The organism is Kitasatospora sp. NPDC048298, from assembly GCF_043201465.1.
In the GTDB taxonomy this organism is placed as follows: domain Bacteria; phylum Actinomycetota; class Actinomycetes; order Streptomycetales; family Streptomycetaceae; genus Kitasatospora.
Genome location: NZ_JBICYZ010000042.1, coordinates 1 through 24,593 on the forward strand (window position 1 = coordinate 1; position 24,593 = coordinate 24,593).

Below are 24,593 nucleotides of genomic sequence, written 5' to 3' on the forward strand. Positions count from 1 at the left end.
ACATTCCGAACCCGGAAGCTAAGCCTCACAGCGCCGATGGTACTGCAGGGGGGACCCTGTGGGAGAGTAGGACGCCGCCGAACAATTCTTCTGAATAACCCCCATCCGGATTCCGGATGGGGGTTCTTCGCATTTCCGGGCCCGGAAGAGCCGTCACCACGGCCCGGCCGATCCCTGCGACGTCCTGGAGCAGGCCCGTCGAGCCGGCTTCGGGAGCACCCAGTCGCTCCTCTGCGCCGGCCCGCGCTTGCTCCCTCCCGCCTGCGCTGCCGTCCAACTGGTCGGCAGCGCAGGCTACTCGTCGGTCCGGTTGGCGAAGGGGAAGCTCACAGCAAGCCCCACGACCGGTACGCCAGGGCCTTCGGTGTCGTGAAGCGGAGAGAGAAGAGGGTAGATCGTCAGCAGTGGTTGATCGTGGCGTCGTACAGATCTGATGGCATGTCCGGAAGGGATCTCGATCGCACGCGGACCGGCGATGCCGCCGCGGTTCGCTCTGGCTGCCAGAGTCATCTTCAGCGCTGTGTCGTACTGCTCCTGGTCGAGGTCCCGGACTTCGTGACGGGGGTTCGTCAGGCGGCGCACCGTGTAGGAGTCACCAACGGGGAGATCCGTGGGGCTGCGTCTCACGAGGCCGAGCCGGTGGCCGGCGATGTCGTGTTCGGGTGTCGATGTCTCGATGCCGATGAGCTGGACGGCCCAGGTGCGGAGCGAACCCTGGGCCGCGCACTGCCGGATGTAGGCGGCGACGCGCTCGGGCAGCATCGGTGTGTTGCCCGGAGCGGGCAGATAGTCGTCGAGGAGCCTCGACACGATCAGTTCGTACGGTACCTCCCGCCACAGCACGCTTCGGTTGGCGGGGTCGGTGGTCCGCTGGCCGCCGAGAGCGTCGAGCGACCTGACGAAGTTCTCCAGTGTGCGGAAGTTCTGCTCCAGAACCTCGGGTGACAGGCTGAACCTCACGGTCTCGGGTGCAAAGCCGGCAAGGTCCTCGACGGGCCTTTCCGTGGGCGGCTCGGGGCTGATCGACCGCGTTGTGCGAGGAGGGCGTTCGGTGGCCGTTGTCAGGAGGCCCGAGTGACTGGCCATCACCTCGGTGGTGGTGTAGTGGCGGAAGAGGGCCGGATCCCGCAGGAGAAACCGGCGATCCAGCGCTTCGCCGACGTCGTGAGGGAGGAGGTTGTAGCTGATGGTCAGGCCGTCGAGTCCCCCACCCTGGGCGAGCTTCGTGCCGCCGACCACGACGACGCCGGGGGCGCCGGCGAGGCGGCCGAGCCGGTTGGGTGAGGCGCTGTTCAGTGTCACGACCCGGACTCGCGCGGCTTCGGCCGCCAGGTGTTCTGCCACCTCCGTCCGTGAGGTACCGGCCCATTCGACGGCGGACCGCCACAGCTCCCGCAGGTTGGCCGTCGGCAGGGCCGCGCCGTGGGCGCGGTGGTCGCGCAGCGCGGTGGCGACGAATCCGAGGTGTGCCGCCACCTGGTCGCGCACCAGTGTCTGGACGTTGATGAAACGGCTGACGGAGACCGACATCGAGTTGCGTGGAGAGAACCGGCCCCGTGCTCGGTGGACGGCGCAGGCGAGGAGGAAGGCGTTGATCGCCTCACGCAGCGAGGCCGGCAGTTCCGCCCCCGGTGCGGCGGACTGGTCGTGGCGGCTGGGTAGCCACGACTCGTTGTCGCTCACGAGCCGGAGGATCGAAGTCGGCCCGGTCCTCTCCTGACGGGCTTCCTCGTCGTAGTGCCGAAACAGGCCCGCCAGATCCCGAGGTGGCCGGACAGGAGGGGCGAGGTGGTAGGCGAAGGCGTCCGGGAACCGGCGGAACAGTGCGGGTTCATAGGCTGTCGTCGGGTACGCCACCAAGGCCGCCTTCTCGAACGCCGAGACCAGTTCGTAGACGCTCGTCTCGCTGGCCGACGGGGTGCTCGTCCAGCGCCTGGGGAGGTAGTTGTAGGAGTCGTAACCGGCGTCGATGACGAGCAGCGGGAGGCTCTGGTCGACCGGCTGCCCCGTGACCGGGCCGGTGAGCTTCGTCAGCCAGTCCCGCAGGCTGCCGATGATCCGTGGGTTCTTCTTGACCACGAAGACCAGGGGGATGGTGCTTCCGAGCGGTGCGATCTGTGCCGCACGGGCCGGGGTGAAGTCCCCGTTCCTGTCCGCACCGGTCAGCGAAATGATGCTGAGCTGCTTGGCGTTCGGCAGGGCGCCGGCGCCGGTGAGGTGTCTCAGCGCGCCGTCATGGCGGTCGGTCCTTCGGCGGAATCCGGTGTCGAAGCCGAGGAGGCCCTCGTCGACGTGCTGTTGGGTCTGTATCCGGAGGTTGTTCCTGTTGCCGGTCAGGAAGACGATCACGCGGTAGCCCGCATCGATGGCCTTGGCCGCCAGGGCGATGCCGTGGCCGGTCCTGCCCGACCCGGGCCCCTGCGTCAGGACCAGCCCGGTGCGGCGCCAGCCGCCGGCCCTGTGGGGATCTTCGAGCCGGCCCAGCACCTCGTCGGTGGATTCGTCGAGGTATCGGGCCCAGTCCTCCTGTACGGCTCTGATCTCTCGGAGGTACCGCAGGTGACGTTCCCAGAAGTCCTGGCTGCGGTCGCCCGTGCGGCGGTCCAGCCACGTGAGGTGCACGGTGGTGTCCGACGCGACGGGAGCGGGCTGGAAGACTGCTACCAGGGTCTCAAGGTGCCTCAGCAGGGCTTCCGGGTCCAGGTGACCGCCGTACCTCTCCAGCAGCGCCGTCACCAGGTGGGCACTGTCGGTGAGTTCGGCCTGCGTCGGCGGCACGTCCGTCGGGAGCAGGGCCAGGGCCAGTCGCGTGGCGAAGCTGGTCAGGTCCTCAGCGATCCGGTCCCCGGAGGGCACGGCCGTGCCGGTCTCCGACGCCGCCGGGAGTCCGAGCAGTTCGCGGGTCCGATCCAGCGCCTGGCCGAACGGCACGGACGCCGCGGGGAACTCCTGCTGTCCCTCCGGGTGCCGGACGACCGCCGGCAGCCTTCCCCGGCCGGCGCCCTGCGAGGAGACGGGGCGGCTCAGTGCCCGGTTGAGGCGCCACACCTCGTGCTCCGTCAGCTCCTGCCGAAGCCGGGCCTGGGCCTGCGGCGGCACCACCACCTGTACGGCGCCGCCCGGATCCGTCTCCAGAGTGAACACGCCGCTCGTCAGCACCTCGGCGAGGTCCGCGGTGGTGGCGTGCGGGAGGAGTTCCCGGCGGATCGTGTGCAGGAGCCCCAGGCTCAAGCGGTCGAACTGCGAGCAGAGGACGGCCAGTCGGGCGGCGGCGGGTGCCGCCGTCCGCAGGAAGCCGTCCGCCAGTTCCGCCGGTCCCCTGGATCGCGTCGGGTGCGGCTGACCGGGGCGGGTCGGGAGGCGACCGCCGGGCGGGACGAGGACAGCGGCGCAGCCTTCGGGGGCTGCGGTCATCACCGCTCGCGACCAGCGGTCCAGGTGGTGGGGTGACAGTGAGACGACGGGGAGCGGGAGCCAGGAGCGGTCGGTCCCCTCGCCGGTGGCCGCTGGCAGCAGGAGCGGCAGGGTGAAGGAGAGCCGGGGACTGCTCGCGCCCGGCCGGTCCGGCGTCGCCCGGACCGTCGGCAGATCGAGTCCGCTGCGGCGCCACAGTTTCGTCGGCAGCGGGTTGAGCAGGGCGACGGGTGTCGTCCGGGCCCAGGTGCGCAGCTGCTGCCAGACCGCCGGTGCCCGCCAGGCGTCGGAGGTGCAGTCCGAGACGGTCAGCACCAGGCGGCGGCCGTTCGGTGAGCGCAGCTGTCCGACCGTGCTCGACCGGCCCTGGGAGTCGCGCAGCTGTGGGGAGGAGTCGGCGTCGAAGGTCAGATCGCGGACCTGGAGGGTACGGAAGGCCCCGAGCCGGTCCAGGGTGGCGGCGAAGGCGTCGACGGTCTCCCGCCAGACCTGCATCGAGGGTGACCGGTCCACGACCAGGACCAGGTCGAACCACCGCTCCGGGGCCGCGCCGAAGACCGGGAGCAGATCGCCGCTGCGAGCGTAGCCGTCCACGGTCGCACCGACGTCCAGGGTCCGACGTCGGCCGGCGCGCCAGGGCCGCTTCCATGGACGCAGTGCCCTGCTCACCTCCAGTGCCAGCGGCAGCGCCCCCGCGCGCGGGATGCTGCTCGCATCGCCGCGGACCAGCGAATCCGACCCGGGCAGCCGCTCGTGGAACGCCGGCACGGGCGTACGGCCCCGGGGAACGGTCGGCGGTGCGGTCGGCGGGGTGGTCTGCGGTGCGACGGTGTCCGGGGCCTCGGCGGTCGATTCGTCGGCCGGTTCCGCGAGGTCACCGTCCCCTCCTGGCGAAAGCGGCGCCGCCGACCCCAGACGCGAAGCCAGCCAGATCGCTTCCGAGAGGGCCGTCGCGTCCAGCCCGGGAGCGGTGGCGTGCAGCGCCGCGACGATGTGCTCCAGAGGTGTCGCCGTCGGTTCCCACTGCGCCTCCGCGGCCGGAGACGAAACGGGCGCCGACAGATCAGACACGGGAGAGCTCGTTGAGGACCAGGTCCAGGATGGCCCGGGCGTCCTCCTCCGAAGGCGCGTCCGCTCCGATCAGCAGGTGGACCGCGTTGAGGAGTTGGTCCACCGCGAGGCTCTCGCCAGCCCCCAGCCGTTCGACGAAGCCCGTGACCACGGCGTCGACGGAACCGGACTGTTCCTCGGAGACCTCCAGGTGCGCGGCGACGATCTGGTGCAGTGATTCCACCGTCGGCGCCGGCATCGTGTAGCGGATGCAGCGGCGGAGGAACGCCGCCGGGAAGTCCCGTTCGCCGTTGCTCGTCATCACGATGAACGGGAATCCGTTGCAGCGGACCCGGCCCTTGGTGACGGGATGGCGCGCCTCGCCACCCCACTCGCGGACGTGGACGACGTCGTCGCGGTACCTGGCCAGCTCGGGGACCTCGAACTCGCCGCGTTCCAGGACGTCGAGCAGGTCGCTGGGCAGGTCGAGGTCGCTCTTGTCGATCTCGTCGATCAGCAGGGCGCGAGGACGTCCGGTGGGCAGCAGTGCCGTCCCCAGCGGCCCCATCTGCAGGAAGGGGGCGATGTCGTCGCTGCCCGTGTTGCCCTCGATCCGCTGGGCGTGGATGCGGCCGAGCGCGTCGTAGCGGTAGAGCGCCTCCGCGAGCGTGCTGCGGGAGGTGATGTGCCAGCGCAGCACGTCGCCGAGCGTCAGCTCCGCCGCCACCTGCTCGATGACCGTGGACTTGCCGGACCCGGGAGCGCCGGTGAGGAGCAGCGGTCGGCGCAGCGCGAGCGCCGCGTTGACTGCTTCGACCAGGCCGGGCGGCGGCTGGAAGCGGTGCGGCGGGGTCTGCCGGGGGAAGGTGCGCCACGGCGGCGGGGCGCCGAGGTCCACGTTCCGGGGGTGCCCGTCACCGACGTAGAAGGGGCTCCAGGTCATTGCGCGTTCTCTCCATCGGTCGTGCGGGTCTCGAACCAGTCGCAGAAGTCCAGCCAGTCGGTGTCGTGCCACACGGACCGCATGCGGGCCAGTGCCGCGGTCCCCTCCGCGTGGTCCTGGCCGGTGCCCTGCTGCCAGGTCTTGCGGTAGGCGACGCTGAACTCCTTCGGGAGCTTGTCCCAGTGGCGTTCCACGCTCTCACGGGCGGCTGCGGCCAGCTCGCCCTCGTACTTGGGCCAGAGCACGATCGGCGCGTGCGCGAGCAGCAGCGGCATGAACTGCTCGATCCGGTCGGGGAGATGGCTGAGTGCCAGCGCCCGCCCGTAGGCGCCGTCCGCCAGTTTCCTGGCCAGCTCCTCGGTGCTGCCGGCCTCGGGCTTGCCGAGCCAGTCCACCGGGGCGCCGTCGCCGCGGCCGGCCTTCATCGCGGTGAGCTGGTCCCGGGCGTGGGTGTTGATCCACCACAGGTGCTCGGGCAGGCAGAGCCGGTCGCTCCACCGGAGTACGACGTCGTGCCTGGCCCCCAGCCGGAAGCCGAGGTTGGTCTCCTCGGGGCGCCAGCGCAGCAGCAGGGGCGAGGGCACGGCGATCTCGATGCGTCTGAGGTCTGCTCCGATCGGCCTGGCAAGACGGTATGCCCACCGCAGTACGGACGCGAGCTGTTCTTCGACCCCTCGCTGCGTGGGGGAGCAGGGGAACTCCTCGTGTGCCACCAGCCGGCCGGTGTCGAGCAGCCAGGCCGGCAGGGTGTCCGGCCACTCGTCCGCGAGGGCCGCGTGCAGGCTGACCACCAGTCGCAGCCGGGATTCGGCCTCTTGGCCGGCCAGCCACTCGAAGGCGTCGTTCAGTTCGACGACGGCGCCGGTGTCCTTGGCCCAGGTGCGGAGCGCCGGATGGCCGGCGTCCAGCCCGTCCTCCGCGGCGAGCGCGGCGACGAACGCGGCCAGCGGTGCGAGGCGGCTGGCCCCGATCACGGGAGCCCGGAGCCGGAGAAATTCGACGCAGTCGCGCAACAGTTCGCCACCGCTGTTGCCCCGGGCGCCGGCCGGGGCGCCGTCGACCGTCGACACCGCGCGCCGCAAACGCTCCGAGGTCAGCGGCGCGCCGGGCCAGGACTTGAGCAGCTCGGCGGCGCGTGCCGCGTCACGGAGTCCGTCGAGCACCCGCTCCGCGTAGGTGACGTCGTCGGGGTTCGCTGCGCCGGACCGCGCGAGATCCCGGAGCCTCTGCTGGAGGTGCGCCAGGTCCGCCGGGTCCGTCGGGCTGGAGATCCGGTTCGACAGCGGCTCTCCGTCCTCGCCGAACGGCAGCAGTGCCGAGTCCAGGTCCTCCCGGCCGATCCGGCCCAGGAGCTGCTCGCCGCCCCGTGCGTGCAGGCTGTTGCGCGCCAGCCACAGCCGCCCCCTGAACGGATCGCCGTTCGACTCCACGGCCCGGGCACCGATGTTCATCGCCCGGTTGACGGCGTCGCGCACGTCCTCCGCCGATAGCCGGCTGCCGGCCCCGGCGATGCCGTCGCGCAGCACCCGGTTCAGCCCGCGGGTGAAGGCGAGGTCGTACGCCTCCTCGCCGACGCCGACCGACATCAGCAGCGACAGGTTCACCGCGCCCCTTCGGATCCCCGCGTCCAGGGCCGCGATGTCCGGGGTGGCGCCGCCGGCGTGGCAGGTGTCCACCAGCGCGATCACTCCCTGAACCCCTTGGGTGTCCAACGCCTGGGTCAGGAGATCGCCGACGCTCACGACCGTGGTCGGCTCGTCACGGAGGGAGTCGCCCGCCATCAGGAACAGCTTGGGAATCCCGCCCTGGGTCGTGCCGTGGCCGATGAAGGCGAGCACGAGTTCGGCCCCCACCCGGCCCGCGTGCCGCGCAGCGTCACGGACCGCCGCCTCGATCCGCGCCTGCGTCACCGACGGGCCGCACACCAGCGAGGCCGCGCCCGCTTCGCGCTCACAGCCGCCCACCCGGCGGTCCAGCAGAGCGGCGTACAGAGATCCGGCCGCCTCCTCCAGCCCGCTGAGGAGCCCCATGTCCGGGCACTGCGGCGCGATCACCAGGAGGTGGCGGGGCGAGGACGGGGCGGTCATCCGGCCGTGACTGCCTCAAGAGCCTCAAGGACCGGTCCGGCCACGCCGGGCTGCGCGAGGTACTTGAGCGCCGGGTGGGTCCACACGCCGTCGGAGTCGATCCGACGGCTCACCGGGCTGGTCGAGGCGCTGTTCGCGGTGATGGACTTCTCCAGCCAGGGGTGCCCGGCGATCACGTCGTCACGGTCCCAGAAGTTCAGCCAACGACCCACCGACGCGGGGACCGCCAGCGGTTGCGGACGCATCCGACGCCGCACGGCGGTGCGCATCCCGATCGGCGAGCCCAGCGTGATCAGCAGCGGCACGGTACCGAGGTGATCGTGAAGCGCCTCGAAGGCCACCACCGTTCCCAGGGAGTGGGCGACGACGACGGTGGGTCCCGTGGGATGCAGCTCTGCGGTGACCCGGTCGCGTATGCGCTGGTCCAGGCTGAGACCGGATCCGTCCTGCTCCTGGCGGGCCAGATAGCGCCTGACCTGGCCGAGCTCCCTGACCATGATCCGGTCACTCGCCCAGCCGCCGAACCTGCGCAGCCCGGGCAGCGCCAGCACGGTGTTCGCCGCGTTGAGGGTCCGCCGGACCGCGCTGCCGAGTCCCTGCTGCTGCCCCTCGGGAGCCAGTTGAGCCCTGGCCCGCCGCAGTACTCGCTCCTCCTGGCCGTCCTGGGGATCGGCCAGCCTCGTGTCGAGGACGTCCAGCAGCAGATCGGCCAGCGCCTCCGCCTCGGCGCTGTTCTCGTCGTCAGGGGCTGCCCCGTTCCGGGTACCCTCCGCAGCGAACAGATCGGTGTAGTAGGCGAATCGGACATCCACCTGCTCGCCCCGCAGCAGCGCGTCGGCGCGCCGGGAGTGCCCCGCATCGCCCGCACCGCTGATCAGCGCATCCAGCCACCCGTCCAGCTCGGCGGCAGCGTCGCGCGGCTTGCCGATCCCGTGGACGAACACCAGACGCGGCTTCATCTGCTCCCCCGGACCCCCCGTGAGCCTCGCCCAGGTGTGCCACTGGGCCAGACGAGGATAGCAGCGGGACCGCCGGACACCGGCTGGCGCGGTGAGGAGGCGATCCCGTCGGGGGGATCCCGTCCTTGCCGGAGGGCTCAGGCCCCCCGTGCCCCCCCCGCGCGGATCGGCGCGGACGTGGTGACCGGACACCGCGTCGGCCGACCCTGGCGACCGGGGACCTTCGTCCTGGAGGACAGGTACCTCCCGGCCCCAGCGGACAGCGGGCCGAGACGCTGGGATGAAGGCAGCGCGGTACCGGTGGACACCGGAACCGCGTTCGTCACCGTCCGAGGGAGCAGCACATGAAGGCCGCCGTCGTCCGTGATTTCACCGCACCGCTGGTCGTCGAGGACCGTCCGGTGCCGGAGCCGGCCGCGCATCAGGTCCGGGTCCGGATCGAGGCCTCCGGCCTGTGCCACACCGACATCCACGCCGCCCACGGCGACTGGCCGGTGAAGCCCAGTCCGCCGTTCGTTCCCGGACACGAGGGCGTCGGCATCGTGGAGGCGGCCGGTGAGGGGGTGCGGCACGTCCGGGTGGGCGAGCGGGTCGCGATTCCCTGGCTGGCCGACGCCTGCGGGCGCTGCGACCAGTGCGTCTCCGGGTGGGAGACGCTCTGTCTCCAGCAGCACAACAGCGGCTACTCGGTGGACGGCGCCTACGCCGAGTACGCGCTCGCGCACGGCGACTACGTCGTCCCCGTCCCCGACGGCATCGACCCCCTGGACGCCGCCCCGCTGTCCTGCGCCGGCGTCACCACCTACAAGGCCCTCAAGGTCTCCGGCGCCGGGCCCGGCACCCGCGTCCTGGTCTCCGGCATCGGCGGCCTGGGCCACCTCGCCCTCCAGTACGCCCGGCTCTGCGGCGCCGAGACCATCGCCGTCGACGTCACCGACGACAAACTCGCCCTCGCCCGCGACCTCGGCGCCGACCACGTCATCGACGCCCGCACCCAGGACGTCGCCACCGAGGTCCAGGCCCTCGGCGGCGCCCACGCCGCGATCGCCCTCGCCGTCAGCAACGCCTCCTTCCAGGCCGCCTACCGTGCCCTGCGCCGCGGCGGCACCCTCGTCCTGGTCGCCCTCCCCGCCGCCGGCAAACTCGAACTCCCCGTCTTCGAGACCGTGTTGAACGGCACCAAGGTCATCGGCTCGATCGTCGGCACCCGCGAGGACCTCGCCGAGGTCTTCCGCCTGCACGCCCTCGGCCGCACCCGGGTCATCCGCGAAACCCGCCGACTCGAGGACGTCAACACCTGCTTCGACGAAGTCCTCAGCGGCAAGGTCTCCGCCCGCCTGGTCTTCGACCTGCGCTGACCGGGGTCCGGTCCGCGATCCACAACCCGAAGGAAGAGGAAGGGAACGACATGAACGAGACGGTGGCACAGCGGCGGATCGTGGTGGGCGTCGACGGATCGGCGTCCTCCCGCGCCGCCCTGCGGTGGGCGGTGCGTCAGGCCGCCCTGGTCGGAGCCGCGGTCGAGGCGGTGATCACCTGGGAGTACCCGGCCGTCTACCAGTGGGGTGTGCCCGTGGCCGACGTGGACGACGGGGTCGTCGCGGGGTACGCCGGGAAGACGCTCGCCGAGGCCGTCGCGGAGGAGACGGGCCCGCAGTACCCGGTGGAGGTGCGCGAACGGGTGGAGTACGGCAACGCCGCCCAGGTCCTGCTGGAGGTCGCCGAGGGTGCCGAACTCCTGGTCCTCGGCAACCGCGGCCACGGGGGCTTCGTCGGAGCGCTGCTCGGCTCGGTCAGCCAACACTGCGTCCAGCACGCCTCCTGCCCGGTCGTCGTCGTCCGGGACACCGAGCACACCGAGCACACCGAGCAGGCCGAGCGCACCGAGCAGGCCGAGCGCACCGAGCCTGCCGACGGGACGCCCGCCGGCCGGTGACTCGCCCCCGCGGCCGACGGGACCTCCAGCGGCCGGGCGTGGGCGGGGTACCGCCGACGCCCGGCCGCCCCGGCCGCGTCCGGGGATCAGCGCTGCTGCCGGCCGGTGCGCGGGGTGAACCGGTCCGTCAGCCGGACCACGGCGAGGGCGGCCGCGTACCCGACGGTGAACAGCGCCACCAGGAACAGGAGTGCGGTCGCGTTCATGATGGAGTAGCCCGTCAGTACGGGGGCGACCACGGGCGGCACGCCCAGGACGACGGCGGTCAGGGCCGCGGAGCCGACCGTGCGGGTGGTGCAGGCGACGGCCGCGCCCGCGACCACCGGGGCGAGGATGTGGAATCCGGTGCGGAAGATCGTTCCCTCGCCGGGGCCGAGTGCCTGGGTGAGGACGGCGTCCGAGGCCGTGAGAGCGATCACGGCCCCCCACGGTACGGCGGGGCGCGGTTGCGTGGTGCGGTCCGGCGGGGCGATCAGCAGCACGAGGGCGTTGAGGGCGAACAACACGGTGTCCGGGCCCTGCAGGGCGTAGGTCAGTGGGATGTGCGCCTGCGCACCGGGCAGCTCGGGGCCGGCGAACAGGACGAGCAGCGGGGCCACGACGGTGGCCGCCGCCAGGACCCGGGCCGTCGTCCAGCGGCCGGCCAGGGCCGCGACGGCCATCAGCGCCGCCGGGACGAGCAGGGCCGCCGTGGCGACGAGCGATCCGACACGTACCCCGCCGTCCGGGTCGGTGGCGGTCCGGACGGCCCACCAGAGGTGCACGGCCGCGTAGCTGCCGGCGAGTGCGGCGGCGAGCGGGGCCGCGGTGGCCAGGGCCCGGCCCGTCGGCAGGTGGGAGACCAGGCCGAGCCGGACCCGCAACCCGTGCCCCGCCACGTCGGCGACCTCGCGCAGAGCGGCGAGCGGGGCCGCGGTGCGGACGCGGCGTTCGGCGTGGTCGGCGACCTCCGCCAGCGCGTCGGTGCCGTACGAGGCCGGGTAGAGGACGAGGGCACGGCGCAGCAGGTGCGCCGTCAGGCGACCGCCCTTCTGGTCCTTCTGCTCCTGGCGCGAGGTCATGCCGTGCCTCCTGCAAGCCTGTTCCGGGTGATGGCGAGGCGCCGGTCGGCCTCGCGGAGGGCGGCGCGCAGCCGGTCGCTTTCGCCCGTGAGGGCCTGGGTGCCGGTCGGGGTGAGCGCGAAGACGCGGCGGGGCCGCCCGGCGACCGTCTCCTCCCGTTCGACCCGGATGAGGTCTTCGGCGAGCAGCCGGTCGAGCGTCCCGTACAGGGTGCCGGCGCCGAGCCGGACCCGCCCCTCGGAGATCGCGGCGACCTCGTCGCCGAGCGCGTAGCCGTGCCGTGGCTGGTCGGCGAGGGCGGTGAGCAGCAGGAAGGTGGGCTCCTGCATGGAGCGTTTCTTCGTCACACCGGCCACCATAGTACGGTCACCGTAGTGTCTGGCAAGGGCGGTGGTGCGCTGGTGGAGCGGTGGGCGATGTCGAGATCGGTCGCCCGTGCGCGCCGCCTCCCGAACGGACTCGTCACCCCCGGGCGGTCGGCGCCGCCGGGCGGCCCAGCCGGCCACAGCGGTCATCGCCGACCCAGCCCCAGGCGCACCTGCCGAGAATGCGGCACGGCCATGCGCGCCATACCCTCGACACATGTCCGACGTCACGTCTGCCGGCGCCACAGCCGACGATCTTCCCGCACCGGCCGAGGGGCTGGTGCTCACGCACTTCCTCACGGTCAGCGATGTCCCTCGCTCGCGGGCGTTCTACGCCGAGGTACTGGGTGGAAGGGTGGTGCTGGACGAGAACCCCTGCATCGTCAAGGTCGCCAACAGCTGGATCATCATGAACCCGGGCGGCGGGCCCACCGCCGACAAACCCGATGTCATCCTGCGCACACCGGAGGATCCCAACACCGTCTCCAGCTTCCTGAACGTACGGGTGGCGGACATCCACGACTTCTACGCCACGGCGAGCGCCAAAGGGGCCGAGTTCCTCACCCCACCCATCGACCGCCGCGCCGAACTGCGCTGCTACATGCGTGATCCGGACGGATACCTCATCGAGGTGGGCCAGGCCACGGGGCTGCTCAAAGGCATCCTGGCGCGTACGGGCACGGAAGCCTGACGACAGCGCCTCATCAGGGAGGCGTCCCTCGCGTCCCACGCCCGTCCGCGCGGGCGTCGAAGGCGTGGCACGCACCGCCGTCGGTCAGGGTCAGCCGGTGTAGGTGAACTCGCCGGCGGGGCCGGCGGGGGAGGTGTCCAGGGTGTTGGTGATCCGGACGTCGACGACGCCGACTCCGACGGGCGCGGTCGCCCTGATCCGCTTGTCGCTCTCGACGCGAAAGGCCGTACGCGGGACGGTGCCGAAGCCGACCACGCAGTCAGCGTCGAAGCCGCTGCCGGCGATGGCGATCGTGCTGCCTGCCTCGCCGGTGGCGGGGCTGAGGGGCGTCACCACCGGGCCGGCAGGCAGGACGGGTGCTTTGAGCAGTTTCAGGTAGGTCGAGTTGGCGTGCCGACGTCGAGGTCCTCGAGGACGTCGGTCACGTTGGCGTTCGTGCCGAGGACGACCACGGCGAACACGTTCGGATCAAAAGTGTCCCTCGTGATGTACGCCATGTTCGCGTTGTAGGGGTTCAACCCGAGCCACGCCAGCTGAATGCGTCCCAGCCCCACGGGAACCTGGGTTCAGCCCTTCGGTCCAGGCCCCTTCATGTCCGCGAGGGGGCTGTCGCTGTCGACGGCTTTTGATTCCCTCCGAACAGTGCCATCGGCTTTGACCGTCAGTGCCCACCGCTGTGCCGACCCTGCACGCCCGTGGAGGCGGGGCGGTGGCCGTGCGCGGTCGGGCGTGCGCGTGTTCCGAACGGTGGGATCGATGACTCCGTCTCGCCGGCAGGCCTCGCGGCGTTTCTGAATCCAAGTCAAATCCTCTCTGCATCGACGGCGGCGAACCCGTACGGCAGACCCTGGAGCGGCTCGCCGAACTGGCGCCGTCCGAAGCGGTCGTCGCCGCGACCGAGGTGCGCTGGCTGTCCCCGCTGCCCAGGCCCGTGCAGATCCGGGACTTCGGCAGCTTCATGGGCCACTTCCGCAACGCCCGCTCCCGGATTCAGGGCATCCCGGCCGACCGGGTCGAGCTGCCCGCCGTCATGTTCGAACGGCCGCTCTACTACCTGGCCAACAGGCTCGCCGTGACCGGCCACGACAGCGACATCCACTGGCCCTCGTACTCCTCGGTGCGGGACTACGAGCTGGAGTTCGCCTGCGTCCTGGGCCGCGGCGGCACCGACATCCCCGCAGCCGACGCCCCGTCGCACATCTTCGGCTACACCGTCTTCAACGACTTCAGCGCCCGCGACACCCAGCTGGAGGAGATCGCCACCGGGCTGGGCCTGAGCAAGAGCAAGGACTTCACCGGCTCGAACGTCCTCGGCCCGTGGATCGTCACCGCCGACGAGGTCGGCGACCCGTACCGGCTCACCATGACCGCCCGCATCAACGGCCAGGAGGTCAGCCGGGGCACCTCCGCCGACATGCACCACAGCTTCGCTGACATGATCGCCTTCGCCTCCCGGTCGACCCGGCTGCACCCGGGAGAGGTCCTGTGCTCGGGCACCGTGGCGACCGGCTGCGGACTGGAGCACGGCCGCTTCCTGGAACCCGGTGACACCGTCGAACTCGAGGTCTCCGGCCTGGGCGTGCTGCGCAACCGGGTGGTGTCATGAATCACGAAGCACTCGTCCTCGGCGTCGGCTCCACCCGCTTCGGCCGCCTCGACCACAGCGCCGGCGACCTCGCCGGCCTCGCCGCGTACGAGGCGCTGCGCGACGCCGGGCTCACCCCCGCCGATGTCGGCGCCGTGTTCCACGCCACGGTCAGCCAGAAGGCGATCGACGGCCAGCACATGATCCCCGGTCAGGTCGCCCTGCGCCCTCATGGCTTCGCCGGCGTGCCGGTGGTGAACGTGGAGAACGCCTGCGCGGGCGGCGCGACCGCCCTGTGGCTGGCGATCGCCCACGTCCGGGCGGGTCTGTCGGACGTCGCCCTCGCCGTCGGCGTGGACAAGCTCGTCTGCGCCGACCCCGCCCAGGGGCTGGCGGTGTTCGACGGCGCCATGGACGTCGCCCATCGCGAGGGGACCCTCGCCGCGCTCGCCGCCCTGGCCGACCCGCTGCCGCCCGAACTCTCCGTGGACGGCGACCGGTCGGTGTTCATGGAGATCTACGCCTCCCTGGCCCGAGCCCACATGCAGCGCTTCGGCACCACCGAAGCCCACCTGGCCGCGGTCTCCGCGAAGAACCACGCCCACTCCGTCCACAACCCCCGGGCCCACTTCCGCCGGCCGTTCACCGCGGACGAGGTCCTGGCGGCCCGGCGGGTGGCGTGGCCGCTGACGGTGCCGATGTGCTCACCGGTCAGCGACGGGGCCGCCGCCGCCGTCGTGACGAGAGCCGACTTCCCCCACGACGACTCGGCCGTGGCGGTCCTGAGCAGTGTCCTGCTGTCGGGCACCGACCGGGCGGCGGACGACGCCGAACACCACATCGGCCGCCGCGCCGCGCTCGCCGCCTACGAGAAGGCCGGCCTCGGTCCCCAGGACGTCGACGTGGCGGAGGTCCACGACGCCACCGCCTTCGGCGAGATCCAGCAGGCGGAGAACCTGGGCTTCTGCCCGATCGGCGACGGCGGCCCGTGGTCGCTCTCGGGCGCGAGCGCACTCGGGGGCACCCTTCCGGTGAACCCGTCGGGAGGACTCGAATCGCGCGGCCACCCGGTGTCCGCCACCGGACTGGCCCAGGTCTTCGAACTGGTCACGCAGCTGCGCAGCCGGGCATGCGGACGACAGGTCCCCGACGCCCGCATCGCGATCGCCGAGAACGGCGGCGGCCTGTACGGAATCGAGGAGGCGGTGGCCGCCGTGACCATCCTGGGGAGGACCCGATGAGACCCGGCTACGCGGACCTGATCCTCACCGCGCTGCGCAGACGGCCCGAGCGCACCGCCTTCCGCTTCAGCGGCGACGACGACGGGACGAAGCACACCTGGACCTACCGGGAGGCCGCGGACCGGATCGAACGCACCGCGGCCGCGTTCGGACGGCTGGGCCTGACACCCGGTGACGGGATCGCCCTGCTGTGCGGCCCCGACCCGCGGGCGTTCACCGTCATGGCCGCCGCCTGCCTGGCCGGACTGCGCTACACCGCCCTGCACCCGCTGGCCACCGCCGACACCGACCGCACCGTCCTGCGCGACAGCGCCTCCGACCACCTGGTCGTGGACGACACCCGCTTCGCCTCCCGTGCCCACCCCGACGGCACCCGGGCGATCACCCTCGCCGAACTCGACCGCCTCGCCGCCGACACGCCCCCCGGCCCCGCCGACCCGCGCGGCCCCGCTCTCTACCTCTTCTACACCGGCGGTACCACCGGCGAACCCAAGGGCGTGATGCTGCGCGACCGTTCCCTGCTCGCCAACGCCTGGGCCTGCTCCACCTGGGCGTGGCCCCGGGACACCCGTTTCCTGATCACCACCCCCATGTCGCACGCCGCCGGCCTCCTCGTCGCACCCGGCCTGCTGCACGGCGCCTGCTTCGAACTGCACCCCTCCTTCGACCCGGACCGCGTCATCGACGCGGTCGAACACGACGGCGTGAGCGCCACGTTCGTCGTCCCCACCATGCTCTACGCCCTGCTCGACCACCCCCGGCTCCCCGCAGCGGACCTGTCGGGTCTGAAGTGGGTCCTGTACGGCGCCGCACCGGCCGACCCCGCCCGGCTCGCCCAGGCCCGCCGGCTCCTCGGCCCCGTACTCAGCCAGCACTACGGTCAGGCCGAGGCCCCCAACGCACTGACCGTCCTGGACCCGGCCGAGCACCGCGACGACCCGGCCGTCCTGGGCAGCTGCGGCCGACCGATGCCCGGTGTGGAGATCACCCTGCGCGATCCGCACGGTCGGGAGGTGCCGGCCGGTGAGCCGGGCGAACTGTGCGCCCGGGGACCGCTCGTGATGGACGGCTACTGGAACAAGCCCGAGCAGACCGCGGCCGCGCTCGAAGGAGGATGGCTGCACACCGGGGACGTCGCCCGCAGGGACGACGACGGCCTGATCACGATCATCGACCGGATCAAGGACACCATCATCACCGGCGGCTTCAACGTCTACCCGCGCGAGGTCGAGGAGGCCCTCTCCGCCCACCCGGCCGTCGCCGCCGTCGCCGTCTACGGCACACCCGACCCGCACTGGGGCGAAGCCGTCACCGCCACCGTGGTCCTGCACCCCGGACGGCACGCCACCCCCGCCGAGTTGACGGACCACGTCCGCACCTGCAAGGGCCCCCTCTGGGTCCCGAAGCGGATCCACCTCGCCGACGCACTGCCCCTCACCGCCCTGGGCAAGATCGACAGGAAGGAACTCCGCCACCGTGCCTCCGGGGAGGACCGGGCCGGCCGGTAGAGGACCGGGTCGGCCGGTAGCGGGTCCGGGCCGGCCTGCACCCGCCGTACGGCGGGGTTCACGGACGGGCGGTGGGCCGGGTACGAGGGCGCCCGGACGGTCGCGGACTCCTGCCGGTACGGCGAACCGGAGCGGCCCGGAATGGCCCGGAGCTCAGGCGTCGATGCCCTTCCGTGCGAGATCGGCCGCGATGCCGTCCAGGACGCCGGCCAGGCCCGAGGTGAACAGGGCGTCGAGGTCCCACGGGTCGGCGCCCGCGCGCATCGCACGGGCGAGCCGGGGGTACGCCCCGGGTTCGTACAGCGGGTCCTGCGTGCGGTACGGGTCCGTCGCCTCCCGCGTCGCGCCGGTCCTCGACTGCCGCTCCGCCTCCAGATCGCTGACGAGGGTCACCGCCACGCCCTGCACGTAGGAGGCGAACATGAACATGTACCGGAAGGCGTCGGCGGGTTCGAGGTCGAGCCCGTCGAACGAGGAGAAGGCGCTTTCGCTGTCCGCGGCGAGGGCCGGGCTGAAGTAGGCGCGGGTCGTCACCGTGACCCTCGGCAGGATCCACGGGTGGCGGTGGTACAGCTCCCAGTCGTGCTCCGCGGCGCGTTCGAGGCCGTGCCGCCAGTTCCGCGGTGGCGAGTCGGGCATCGGCACGTCGGCCATCGCGGCTTCCACCATCAGGGTCACCAGGTCGTCCTTGGACGCCACGTGCCGGTACAGGGACATCGTGCCGGTGCCCAGCTCCGCGGCGACGCGGCGCATCGACAGCGCGTCGAGCCCCTCCGCGTCCGCGACGACGATCCCGGCCCGGACGATGCGCTCGACGGTGAGGTGCGGCACGCCGTCGTGGCCCACCGGGACGTCGGCCGGGTCCTCCGCCCTGCGTGCCCGGTAGGCCCTCGCCTGGCACGCGCGGGAACAGTAGAGCCGGGGCCGGCCCCGGTCCGCGGGCTCCAGTCCCTTTCCGCAGGACGCGCACGCCGGCTGCACGGACATCAACGAACTCCTTTTCGTCACACATCGGGGGCCGTGACGAAATTCTAGCCCGGCAGCGTGAGCGGGTGCGAATTTCTGCATAAATCCGCAGGTCAAAAATGTTGTTGTGTCGTTCAGGAATGCATGCGTACTCTGCACGCGTCGATGCGTACTAAGTACGCACCCGGGATGGTCAAGCCTGCCCGGATCCACACACACCGCTCAGGAGAGGGCATGGCTGGAGAAGAGAAACACGCCGGATCCAGGGAGTGGGCCGGCCTCGCCGTGCTGGTGCTGCCCTGCGTCCTGGCATCCATGGACATGGCCGTCATGTTCATCACGCTCCCGTCCCTGGCGGCCGACCTCGGCCCGAGCGGCTCCGAGCAACTCTGGATCATGGACGCCTACGGCTTCCTCCTCGCCGGCCTGCTCATCACGATGGGCACGCTCGGCGACCGTTTCGGGCGTCGGCGGGTGCTGCTCACGGGCGCCGCGGCCTTCGGTGCCGCCTCGGTCCTGGCGGCCTACTCGACCAGCCCCGGGACGCTCATCGCGGCCCGTGCCCTCCTGGGCATCGCCGGAGCCACGCTGGCACCGTCCACCCTCTCCCTGGTCCGGAGCATGTTCCACGACGCCGGGCAGCGGGCCGCCGCGGTCGGCATCTGGACGGCGGGCTTCGCAGGTGGCGCCGTGCTCGGTCCGATCATCGGTGGTCTGCTCCTGGAGCGCTTCTGGTGGGGATCGGTGTTCCTGATCAACGTGCCGGTGATGGCCCTGCTGCTGCTCCTCGGCCCGCTGCTGCTCACCGAACACCGCGACCCCGAGCCGGGCCGTTTCGACCTGCTCGGCGCCGCCATGTCCCTCACAGCCGTCCTCGGCGTCATCTACGGCGTCAAGGCCGTGGCGGAGCACGGCTTCGGATGGATTTCCCTGACCTGCTGCGCCGCCGGACTCGCCGTGGGAGCGGCGTTCCTCCGCCGCCAGCACCGGTCCGCGAACCCGATGATCGACATGGCGTTGTTCCGCACCCGCCGGTTCAACGTGCCCCTGCTCATCGACGCGCTGGCGACGTTCGGACTGGTCGGCTTCAGCCTGTTCAACTGGCAGTTCATGCAACTCGTCCTGGGAATGGGCCCGGTGGAGTCGGCCCTGTGGTCCTTGCCCACCTTCCTCGTGATGCCCGTGGGCATCGCGCTGGCCACCGCGATCGCTCCGCGCGTCGGCAAGCACAACGTGATCGCCGCCGGGCTGCTGGTGGCCACCGCCGGTTACGTCATGCTGGCCCTGCTCCAGGCCGGTTCGGGAATCGTCCACCTCGTCAGCGGCATGACCGTCGTCTCGATCGGCATCGGCGCCGTCTCCGCGGTCGTCACCGAGGTGATCCAGTCCGCCGCCCCGCCGGAGCGGGCCGGGGCGGCCTCGGCCACGGCCGAGACCTCCGCCGAATTCGGCGGGGCGCTGGGCATCGCGCTCCTGGGCAGCATCGGCACCGCCGTCTACCGTTCGGAACTGGCGGCCAACGCCCCTGACGCCCTCACACCCGGACAACTGGAGGCGGCGAGGAACACCCTCGGCGGCGCCGTCGAGACCGCCGCCACGCTCCCGAGCGGCACCGCCGAGTCCCTGCGCCACGTGGCCTTCGAGGCCTTCACCCGGGAAGCCCGGATCGCCTCGGTGGTCAGCGCCGTCCTGATGGCGGGCGCGGCGACCCTCGTCGTCGCCGTGCTCCGAAGCCCGGGCCGCGGGCTCGGGTCCGGGGCCTCCCGACCGGCGGCGGAGCTCCAGCGCGGGGACCGCGTGGGGGATCCGCGTTCCCAAGCGACATCGCCCTGATCGATGTGCCCATGCGCCGCACCGGCGCCCGCGGAGCCGTCCGCGGACCGTACCGCTGGGCGCCACCTCGCCGCATCCGGGTGTGAATCCGTGAAATCCGAACCACTGGAGGTCCGCAGTGTCCCGCCGTGCTCCCATGCCGCCCGCCCTGCTCGAAGCGTTCGACGCCGAGATGGCCGCGGCCCGGACCCCAGGACCCACCGCGCAGCGATGGAAGGCCGTAGAGCGTGCCCACATCCTGTCCCAGCCCTGGCCGTGGCCCCACACCCGCACCCACGGCGTGATGTTCCGCCTTGCCCTCCGTGACCGCGACGTGTGGGAGATGCTCGGCCAGCTGGTGCGCCTGGTCGTCGCCGCGCCCGGTTCCGCGGCCGGGAACTACCCGGACGGCAACACCGGCCGCACCCGGGTCGGGCTGACCACCCACATGCCGATCCCGGACGACCTCGCTGCCCTGCTCCGCGACGCCGGCGCGCTGCGCGTGTAGGCCCGGACTTCGGAGAACCTCGCCCCCGTCCCGTGCCGCACCTGTCGGCTCATCGAACCACCGCCCCAGCCCGGTGCCGTCTCCAACGGAGCACCAGCCGGCAGCGGAACCGGAGCCGCCGACGACGCCGCCGGCCCCTCACAAGTCCGTGAGCGGCCGGCGGCATCCCCGCCACGGTCGACACCCGGGTGCGCTCCCTCCTGGGCCTGAACGTCACCCGTCACCGGCTCGCACCCGACCTCAGCTCGGACGCCTCACGGTGGTCGTCCACGCCCCGCACGACCGGCTGCGGGCACGATGAGCGAGGTGCGGGACGAGACGATTCACGGCTACAACGGACCCCATGACCGTCTTCTCCTGCTCCAAGTGCGGTGCGACGCTCACCCCGGACCTGACAGCCCTGCCCGCCGTCCCCACGGTTCCTGGGCTCGAAGACGCCCGGCCCGAGGGAGCACAGCAGGCCCCGCCGACCGTGCCGCGCGGCTGCTAAGCGATCGAAACCGAGCCCTGGGGAGTCCCCTTCGTCATGCAGGAGGACCAGGAGAACCCGGCGCCGTCGCAGCCCCGCGGCATCCTCATGGCCACCGAGGAGGGTTTCGTCGCCTCGGCCGGGGTCCGCGACACGATCGTGGTCCACCCCGATGGCGCGCCCGCGCTGCGGCCCCTCCCGAACGGGGAGAACAGCAGCGGATGCTGCGGACCGAACGGAACCGAGGGCCTCAACCGGGCCTGTCCCTGCGGAGCCCGGGTCGCCACCCTCGCGGCGGACTGCTTCGGGCCCTACGAACTGCACCTCGACCCGGTCCGCACCTACGCGTTCACGCCCCAGGTCGCGGAGGTGCCGGCCGGTACCTGACGGCGTGCGACGCCGGCCGGCATGGTCAGCCGGCGACTGCGGATCGCAGCGATCGACTCCGACAGCGAACACCAGCACCCAGCGACGAAAGCGAGATCCCGGTGACCGTGATCTGGATCAACGGCCCCTTCGGCGGCGGCAAGACCACCCTCGCCACCACCCTTCAGCGGGAACTGCCCGGCGCCGTCCTCTTCGACGCCGAGGAGGTCGGCTTCCTCCTGCGCCAGGTCTTCCCCGGCAAGTACGAGGACTTCCAGGACAACCCGGCCTGGCGCCCCCTCGTCGCCGAGTTCGCCGTCCGCTGCCACCGGGAGAACGACGGCCGACCGGTGATCATCCCGATGACCCTGCTGCGCCGGGACTACGCCGCCGAGATCCACGACGCCGTCCGTGCCGCCGACATCCCGCTCCGGCACCTCCTGCTCCACGCCGACCCCGACACCGTCGGCGCCCGCATCGCCGTCGGCGTCGAATTCCCCGACGACGAGGCGCGCAACGAGAAGGTCCGCGCCTTCCGCCGCCGAAAGCTGCCGGTCTACACCGAGGCGTACGACGGCTGGCTCGCGGCCGACGCCGAGGTCATCGACACCACCCGCCTCACACCGCGCCAGGTCGCCGACCACGCGTCGAGGACCATCGGCGCCCTGTGACCACCGCCGTCGACGCGAGCCTCCGCCGGCACCCCATCGCCGGGGGAGACCAGCTCCCTCGCGGGCTGATCGCGACGCCGACGGTCAGGTACCCGCACACGTCGTTCTCCTGGCGGCGGCAGTGGGCGGCGCGCCCGCGTCACCCCAGGACGGCGTGGACCAGCCGTCCGTACCGGACGAGGGAGACGGACCGCTGGAGACGGCGTACGTGCGTTGACTCGCCGTCAAGGGCGGCCCCGGCGAGGAAAACGGTTCGATCACCGACCAGGCGCTGTGGCAGGATGCCCCGTCTCTTCGCTTCTTGGTTCGACCGGGGGTTCTCCTGACCATGCGCCGCTCCACCGTGCTCGCCGTCGCCGCCGCGACGGTCTCCCTCGTCGCTCTGGTGGGCTGCGACGGCGACCCTGCGCCGGCCGCGTCCTCGACGGCGTCCCCGGGCGCCACCACGCCCGAGGCCGCGCCGACCTCCGCGCCCACGGCGACTCCCACCCCGGCACCCACCGCCGTCGCGACGCCCGCACCCGCCGCCACCGCAGTCGCCACCACGGCGGGCGGGGTGATCGACCCGGAGGCGGCGCTCGCGCTCGCGGAGAGGACGCCGTACGCGGCCACCCAGGACTTCACGTCCGATGGCGGCCCGATCAGCGCGGTCGTCAAGGCCCGGGTGAACCTCAACGGGCCGATCCGCTCCGGCCGGCTCGCCGAGTCGATGAGCGTGGGCGGCGAGGACATGATGGGCGGCGCGAACGACGGCCCGAGCGTCGTCGTCACCGACGACGGCACCACCTACATCAGGAACGGCAGCAGCTGGCGCACCTCCCCGCTCGGCAACCGGATCGCCGACTACCACGGCTACGCCAAGGCGGTGCTGGCCCTCGGCCCGTCCGCCCGCAAGGGCATGGAGGACTGCGAGGGCACGCCGTGCTACCACCTCTCCGGCACGGTGGACCTGGAGCAGATGAAGGCCGTGGAGCCCGAGCAGTACAAGATCCTCAAGGGCAAGTCCGTGGAGAGCTTCCGGCTCGACCAGTGGATCGACGCCCAGGGCCGCACCGTCCGCTACGACAAGAAGACCGAGCTGCGGGGCATCCAGATGCGCACCTACGGCACCTTCCGCGACTTCGGCCCGGTCGAGAAGGTCGACCCGCCGCGGTAGCGGAAGTAGTCGTACCACTCGATGCACGAGGGTGCGCCGTCGGATCCGACCGCGCACCCCGAAGGGCGCGGCCCGGGAATCCGTGGTGGCCGACTACCTGAACGAACAGCCCGGCCAGTACCGTGAGTTCCGGAAGGACGGCGACCGGGCGGTGGAGGGGCCCGTTATCCCGCTCAACGTCCGCCGCCAGGTCCGGGAGGGCCCGTGGGGAGGAACGGACCGGTGGCGCTAGCGGTCAGCCTGCGGTGAGCTGGGTTCGGGACTCGGCCGGAGGAGCGGAGTTCCTACAGGTCGGGGATGTGGTTATCGAGGGTGCCGGGGCCGACGCCGAGAAGCTTGGCGATAGAGGTGATCGAGTTCTCGGGGTTGGGCAGCATGTCGCGGGCAGCCCGGATGATCTCGGGAGTGGCGACGGTTCATTGAAGGCGGAGGCCGCCGCCGAAGGCCGCCAGCGCCGCGCGTGCCGCAGGATAGACGTCCGCTGGGAAGCGCCGGTCGGATGACAGCGTCGCTTCGAGCAGAGGTGCCGCGGCGGAGGCCCGGGCACCGATCTGGGCGATGTACTGGACCGCCGCGCGGCAGGACTCGTCGGCATCACCCGACCTCAATGGTTCCAGCGCTGCCAGCAGTACCGGGACAGCGGCGTCCGTGTCGCCGGTGATCCGCCACCAGGCATAGGCGGCCTGGACACGGGTCCACGGGCCCGGCGACTCCAGCAGCGGCCGGACCGCGCTCGCACATCGCGTCGCCTGCGGCCCCAACTCCGCCAACCGGCCGAGGTCGGCGTACCCCAAGCCCCGGGATGCCGCGTCCTCCAGGAAAGCCAGGAAGACCTTTGAGTCATCGGTGATCCGCCAATGGGCCCACGCCGCGTTCTGGGCGCCGTGCCATCTTCGTATGCCGTTGGGCATCAGGGTGCTGCCGTCGTGGCGCGGTGGCTGCTTGACGCCGCAGAGGAAGCTGTCAAGGGTGTCCGCCGCAGGCGCCGCCGCCGCGCCGATACTGCCGAGCACGTCGCAGACCCATCGCACGTTGCGGGTGGCGAGTGCCGACACCAGCTCTGGAACCGCCGCGCTCGCGGAGGGGCCCCACGCGGCCAGTGTTGTGAGGACCGGACGCAGTCCCTCGCTGTCGGCCGAGTCGACGAGCATGCGACGGATCCCGGGGAGCAGCTCGTCGGCACATCCCACCAGCGGCTGCAGAACCTGCCCGAGTGAAGTCACCTGGAAGAACGGGAGTCGGCTGCTTGACATCAACCACCGGTGTACCGGCTCCAGAACCCCCGGATGGTCGATACGGGCAAGAGCCAGCGCCGCCGGCCCGGCAACCCGGTCGTAGGAATCGTTGGCGGCCACGATCAGTGCGGGAACGGCCGACGTGATGTCCTGCGTGGAGTCTGCCGACACGAGCCGCGCCAGCACCATCGCCGCGTCGCCTCTGGCATGGGGATGACGGGACTGTAGGCATCGCACCAGACCGGCTACCAACTCCGGCCGGGGCGTACGCCATCGCCGCAGAATGTCCGAGGCGAGTGACACCGCGCCCTCGACCAGCTCAGAGCGCTCGGAGTCGAACCCGCCCATGGCAAGCGCGACGCCACGGTCCACGTGTTCGTATACATCCAGCCGCAGATCCTCCGGATCCACACCTGAGTCTGCGAGCAACTTGCGCGCCCAGAAGCCGTGTACCGTCCCAGTCCTAAGCGTCATGGCTCGCAGGCTACAACTACGGCATGTTTCCAGATCACCACGGGGCGCGTTCCGGCTGAGCCATCGCCGCCCAGTACCCAGCCGCCGTCGAGGACA

At 71.9% G+C, this 24,593-nt stretch carries 23 protein-coding genes and 1 rRNA gene; 14 read left to right on the top strand and 10 right to left on the bottom strand.

Translation table 11 applies throughout. From position 1 onward, the window contains the following. Positions 1–83: ribosomal RNA gene (gene rrf / locus ACGF0D_RS27450) — 5S ribosomal RNA — on the top strand; the annotation flags it as partial. A 211-nt stretch (positions 84–294) separates the two neighbouring features. Here rrf and ACGF0D_RS27455 read toward each other — a convergent pair. The 4 genes from ACGF0D_RS27455 to ACGF0D_RS27470 are packed head-to-tail and all read right to left on the bottom strand — an operon-like array spanning position 295 to position 8,453. Then, positions 295–4,485, bottom strand: coding sequence for an SAV_2336 N-terminal domain-related protein (locus ACGF0D_RS27455; RefSeq protein ID WP_392920676.1), 4,191 nt, complete (start codon positions 4,483–4,485; stop codon positions 295–297). After that, positions 4,478–5,407 carry an AAA family ATPase gene (locus ACGF0D_RS27460; RefSeq protein ID WP_392920679.1) on the bottom strand — a complete coding sequence of 310 codons (930 nt, stop codon included), beginning with the start codon at positions 5,405–5,407 and terminating at the stop codon, positions 4,478–4,480. Before ACGF0D_RS27460 ends, ACGF0D_RS27455 begins: the two co-directional genes overlap by 8 nt. Then, positions 5,404–7,494, bottom strand: coding sequence for a hypothetical protein (locus ACGF0D_RS27465; RefSeq protein ID WP_392920681.1), 2,091 nt, complete (start codon positions 7,492–7,494; stop codon positions 5,404–5,406). Before ACGF0D_RS27465 ends, ACGF0D_RS27460 begins: the two co-directional genes overlap by 4 nt. Next, positions 7,491–8,453 (bottom strand): alpha/beta hydrolase, encoded by a 963-nt coding sequence (locus ACGF0D_RS27470; RefSeq protein ID WP_392920683.1) that lies wholly within the window; start codon positions 8,451–8,453, stop codon positions 7,491–7,493. The genes ACGF0D_RS27465 and ACGF0D_RS27470 overlap by 4 nt, the downstream gene beginning before the upstream one ends. A gap of 344 nt (positions 8,454–8,797) precedes the next feature. Between ACGF0D_RS27470 and adhP the strand changes: the two genes are divergently transcribed. Next, on the top strand, positions 8,798–9,811 hold the full coding sequence (gene adhP / locus ACGF0D_RS27475) for an alcohol dehydrogenase AdhP (protein ID WP_392920685.1): 1,014 nt from the start codon (positions 8,798–8,800) through the stop codon (positions 9,809–9,811). A gap of 50 nt (positions 9,812–9,861) precedes the next feature. Next, positions 9,862–10,389, top strand: a complete 528-nt coding sequence (locus tag ACGF0D_RS27480) for a universal stress protein (RefSeq protein WP_392920687.1) — start codon at positions 9,862–9,864, stop codon at positions 10,387–10,389. 86 nt (positions 10,390–10,475) lie between these two features. Here ACGF0D_RS27480 and ACGF0D_RS27485 read toward each other — a convergent pair whose 3' ends face one another. After that, positions 10,476–11,450, bottom strand: a complete 975-nt coding sequence (locus tag ACGF0D_RS27485; protein ID WP_392920689.1) for a hypothetical protein — start codon at positions 11,448–11,450, stop codon at positions 10,476–10,478. Then, positions 11,447–11,779, bottom strand: coding sequence for a PadR family transcriptional regulator (locus ACGF0D_RS27490; RefSeq protein ID WP_392884420.1), 333 nt, complete (start codon positions 11,777–11,779; stop codon positions 11,447–11,449). Before ACGF0D_RS27490 ends, ACGF0D_RS27485 begins: the two co-directional genes overlap by 4 nt. A gap of 253 nt (positions 11,780–12,032) precedes the next feature. On the opposite strand from ACGF0D_RS27490, the gene ACGF0D_RS27495 reads away from it, so the two are divergent. Beyond that, positions 12,033–12,506 (top strand): VOC family protein, encoded by a 474-nt coding sequence (locus ACGF0D_RS27495; RefSeq protein WP_392920691.1) that lies wholly within the window; start codon positions 12,033–12,035, stop codon positions 12,504–12,506. Between the two features lie 90 nt (positions 12,507–12,596). Here the strand turns inward: ACGF0D_RS27495 and ACGF0D_RS27500 are convergent, their stop codons facing one another. Together ACGF0D_RS27500 and ACGF0D_RS27505 are read right to left on the bottom strand one after the other, a co-directional pair. Continuing rightward, entirely contained in the window at positions 12,597–12,839 is a 243-nt protein-coding gene (locus ACGF0D_RS27500; RefSeq protein ID WP_392920694.1) for an IPT/TIG domain-containing protein, read from the bottom strand. A 38-nt stretch (positions 12,840–12,877) separates the two neighbouring features. Next, the gene (locus tag ACGF0D_RS27505) at positions 12,878–13,003 is read right to left on the bottom strand and encodes a hypothetical protein (protein WP_392920696.1); all 126 of its coding nucleotides are present in this window, start codon (positions 13,001–13,003) and stop codon (positions 12,878–12,880) included. Between the two features lie 404 nt (positions 13,004–13,407). Here ACGF0D_RS27505 and ACGF0D_RS27510 point away from each other — a divergent pair, with 404 nt between their 5' ends. The 3 genes from ACGF0D_RS27510 to ACGF0D_RS27520 are packed head-to-tail and all read left to right on the top strand — an operon-like array spanning position 13,408 to position 16,840. Beyond that, complete coding sequence (locus ACGF0D_RS27510; RefSeq protein ID WP_392920699.1) at positions 13,408–14,112, top strand: fumarylacetoacetate hydrolase family protein; 705 nt, start codon at positions 13,408–13,410, stop codon at positions 14,110–14,112. Continuing rightward, on the top strand, positions 14,109–15,332 hold the full coding sequence (locus tag ACGF0D_RS27515) for a thiolase family protein (protein ID WP_392920702.1): 1,224 nt from the start codon (positions 14,109–14,111) through the stop codon (positions 15,330–15,332). The genes ACGF0D_RS27510 and ACGF0D_RS27515 overlap by 4 nt, the downstream gene beginning before the upstream one ends. Next, a complete protein-coding gene (locus tag ACGF0D_RS27520; protein ID WP_392920705.1) occupies positions 15,329–16,840 on the top strand; it encodes an AMP-binding protein in 1,512 nt (503 codons plus the stop codon). The genes ACGF0D_RS27515 and ACGF0D_RS27520 overlap by 4 nt, the downstream gene beginning before the upstream one ends. A gap of 153 nt (positions 16,841–16,993) precedes the next feature. Here the strand turns inward: ACGF0D_RS27520 and ACGF0D_RS27525 are convergent, their stop codons facing one another. Continuing rightward, positions 16,994–17,827: a TetR/AcrR family transcriptional regulator gene (locus ACGF0D_RS27525; protein ID WP_392920708.1), complete on the bottom strand. Its 834-nt coding sequence runs from the start codon at positions 17,825–17,827 to the stop codon at positions 16,994–16,996. A gap of 213 nt (positions 17,828–18,040) precedes the next feature. Here ACGF0D_RS27525 and ACGF0D_RS27530 point away from each other — a divergent pair, with 213 nt between their 5' ends. From ACGF0D_RS27530 to ACGF0D_RS27560, 7 genes are all read left to right on the top strand, one after another. Beyond that, the gene (locus ACGF0D_RS27530) at positions 18,041–19,639 is read left to right on the top strand and encodes an MFS transporter (protein ID WP_392920710.1); all 1,599 of its coding nucleotides are present in this window, start codon (positions 18,041–18,043) and stop codon (positions 19,637–19,639) included. Between the two features lie 118 nt (positions 19,640–19,757). Further along, on the top strand, positions 19,758–20,126 hold the full coding sequence (locus ACGF0D_RS27535; RefSeq protein ID WP_392920712.1) for a DUF3703 domain-containing protein: 369 nt from the start codon (positions 19,758–19,760) through the stop codon (positions 20,124–20,126). A gap of 343 nt (positions 20,127–20,469) precedes the next feature. Continuing rightward, on the top strand, positions 20,470–20,616 hold the full coding sequence (locus ACGF0D_RS27540) for a hypothetical protein (protein WP_392920715.1): 147 nt from the start codon (positions 20,470–20,472) through the stop codon (positions 20,614–20,616). 36 nt (positions 20,617–20,652) lie between these two features. Further along, positions 20,653–20,982 (top strand): hypothetical protein, encoded by a 330-nt coding sequence (locus ACGF0D_RS27545; RefSeq protein WP_392920718.1) that lies wholly within the window; start codon positions 20,653–20,655, stop codon positions 20,980–20,982. Positions 20,983–21,083: 101 nt separating this feature from the next. After that, positions 21,084–21,632: an AAA family ATPase gene (locus tag ACGF0D_RS27550; RefSeq protein ID WP_392920721.1), complete on the top strand. Its 549-nt coding sequence runs from the start codon at positions 21,084–21,086 to the stop codon at positions 21,630–21,632. A gap of 328 nt (positions 21,633–21,960) precedes the next feature. After that, entirely contained in the window at positions 21,961–22,788 is an 828-nt protein-coding gene (locus tag ACGF0D_RS27555) for a hypothetical protein (protein WP_392920723.1), read from the top strand. Positions 22,789–22,873: 85 nt separating this feature from the next. Beyond that, on the top strand, positions 22,874–23,020 hold the full coding sequence (locus ACGF0D_RS27560) for a hypothetical protein (protein WP_392920725.1): 147 nt from the start codon (positions 22,874–22,876) through the stop codon (positions 23,018–23,020). 184 nt (positions 23,021–23,204) lie between these two features. On the opposite strand, the gene ACGF0D_RS27565 is transcribed toward ACGF0D_RS27560, so the two are convergent. Beyond that, entirely contained in the window at positions 23,205–24,497 is a 1,293-nt protein-coding gene (locus ACGF0D_RS27565) for a hypothetical protein (RefSeq protein WP_392920728.1), read from the bottom strand. Between the last annotated feature and the right edge of the window lie 96 nt (positions 24,498–24,593).